Origin of the sequence: Stenotrophomonas sp. GD03819, from assembly GCF_029841665.1 — a bacterium.
GTDB lineage: Bacteria > Pseudomonadota > Gammaproteobacteria > Xanthomonadales > Xanthomonadaceae > Stenotrophomonas > Stenotrophomonas geniculata.
The window spans coordinates 2,501-5,251 of sequence record NZ_JAOCEW010000073.1; the positions used below are offsets into that span (position 1 = coordinate 2,501).

A 2,751-nucleotide genomic window follows, 5' to 3' on the forward strand; every position below is an offset into this window, starting at 1 on the left:
CGAGATTCCGTAAGTAGCGACGAGCGAACGCGGACTAGCCCTTAAGCTGATTTGGTTCTAGGAAAACGCTCTGGAAAGAGCGGCCATAGAAGGTGATAGCCCTGTATCTGAAAGGGCCATTTCAGTGAAGACGAGTAGGGCGGGGCACGTGAAACCCTGTCTGAACATGGGGGGACCATCCTCCAAGGCTAAATACTACTGACCGACCGATAGTGAACCAGTACCGTGAGGGAAAGGCGAAAAGAACCCCGGAGAGGGGAGTGAAATAGAACCTGAAACCGTGTGCGTACAAGCAGTAGGAGCTCCGCAAGGAGTGACTGCGTACCTTTTGTATAATGGGTCAGCGACTTACTGTTCGTGGCAAGCTTAACCGTATAGGGGAGGCGAAGGGAAACCGAGTCTGATAAGGGCGCATAGTCGCGGGCAGTAGACCCGAAACCGGGTGATCTAGTCATGCCCAGGGTGAAGGTGCGGTAACACGCACTGGAGGCCCGAACCCACTCCCGTTGCAAAGGTAGGGGATGAGGTGTGATTAGGAGTGAAAAGCTAATCGAACCCGGAGATAGCTGGTTCTCCTCGAAAGCTATTTAGGTAGCGCCTCATATGTATCCTCTCGGGGGTAGAGCACTGTTATGGCTAGGGGGTCATCGCGACTTACCAAACCATTGCAAACTCCGAATACCGAGACGGACTGTATGGGAGACACACGGCGGGTGCTAACGTCCGTCGTGAAAAGGGAAACAACCCAGACCCACAGCTAAGGTCCCAAATTTTGTGCTAAGTGGAAAACCATGTGGAAAGGCACAGACAGCCAGGAGGTTGGCTTAGAAGCAGCCACCCTTTAAAGAAAGCGTAATAGCTCACTGGTCGAGTCGGTCTGCGGGGAAGATTTAACGGGGCTAAGCACAGAACCGAAGCTTGGGGTGCATAACTTTGTTATGCGCGGTAGAGGAGCGTTCCGTAAGCCGTTGAAGGTGGATTGAGAAGTCTGCTGGAGGTATCGGAAGTGCGAATGCTGACATGAGTAACGATAATGCGGGTGAAAAACCCGCACGCCGAAAGCCCAAGGTTTCCTTGCGCAACGTTAATCGGCGCAGGGTGAGTCGGCCCCTAAGGCGAGGACGAAAGTCGTAGTCGATGGGAAGCAGGTTAATATTCCTGCACCTCGCGTAAGTGCGATGGAGGGACGGAGAAGGTTAGGTGTACCAGGCGTTGGTTGTCCTGGGGAAAGGCGGTAGGTTTGGATCTTTGGCAAATCCGGGATCCTTTAAGACCGAGCACCGAGACGAGCCTTTATGGCGAAGTCACTGATACCACGCTTCCAGGAAAAGCTCCTAAGCTTCAGCTTACGCAGACCGTACCGTAAACCGACACAGGTGGGTAGGATGAGAATTCTCAGGCGCTTGAGAGAACTCGGGTGAAGGAACTAGGCAACATGGCACCGTAACTTCGGGAGAAGGTGCACCCTTTTTGGTGGCTCGTGCGAGCTATAGCTGAAGAGGGTCGCAGTAACCAGGCCGCTGCGACTGTTTATCAAAAACACAGCACTCTGCAAACACGAAAGTGGACGTATAGGGTGTGACGCCTGCCCGGTGCTGGAAGGTTAATTGATGGGGTCAGCCGCAAGGCGAAGCTCTTGATCGAAGCCCCAGTAAACGGCGGCCGTAACTATAACGGTCCTAAGGTAGCGAAATTCCTTGTCGGGTAAGTTCCGACCTGCACGAATGGCGTAACGACAGCGGCGCTGTCTCCACCCGAGACTCAGTGAAATTGAAATCGCTGTGAAGATGCAGCGTTCCCGTGGCAAGACGGAAAGACCCCGTGAACCTTTACTATAGCTTTACACTGAACGTTGAGTTCGTCTGTGTAGGATAGGTGGGAGGCTATGAAACCATGGCGCTAGCTGTGGCGGAGCCATCCTTGAAATACCACCCTGTCGTGCTTGACGTTCTAACCTGGGCCCATTATCTGGGTCGGGGACCGTGTATGGTGGGTAGTTTGACTGGGGCGGTCTCCTCCTAAAGAGTAACGGAGGAGCTCGAAGGTACGCTCAGCGCGGTCGGACATCGCGCACTGTGTGCAAAGGCATAAGCGTGCTTGACTGCAAGATCGACGGATCAAGCAGGTAGGAAACTAGGACTTAGTGATCCGGTGGTTCTGTATGGAAGGGCCATCGCTCAACGGATAAAAGGTACTCCGGGGATAACAGGCTGATACCGCCCAAGAGTTCATATCGACGGCGGTGTTTGGCACCTCGATGTCGGCTCATCACATCCTGGGGCTGTAGTCGGTCCCAAGGGTATGGCTGTTCGCCATTTAAAGTGGTACGCGAGCTGGGTTCAGAACGTCGTGAGACAGTTCGGTCCCTATCTGCCATGGGCGTTGGAGATTTGAGAGGGGCTGCTCCTAGTACGAGAGGACCGGAGTGGACGAACCTCTGGTGTTCCGGTTGTCACGCCAGTGGCATTGCCGGGTAGCTATGTTCGGAAGCGATAACCGCTGAAAGCATCTAAGCGGGAAGCGCGCCTCAAGATGAGATCTCCCGGGGCACAAGCCCCCTGAAGGAACCATGTAGACTACGTGGTTGATAGGTCAGGTGTGTAAGTACAGCAATGTATTGAGCTAACTGATACTAATGATCCGAGAGGCTTGACCATATAACCTCAAGTTGCCTTGGCTTTACGACAACGTCGTAAGAGCATCCAGGTGCACGCTACGTCACAAGAACTACGAGAGGCAGGCGCCTTATCC

1 rRNA gene (running past one end of the window) is annotated in these 2,751 nt (G+C 53.7%); it reads left to right on the forward strand.

The features are described from left to right. Positions 1 to 2,657, forward strand: a 23S ribosomal RNA gene (locus N5D45_RS22530) (it extends 223 nt beyond the left edge of the window). Positions 2,658 to 2,751: the final 94 nt, after the last annotated feature.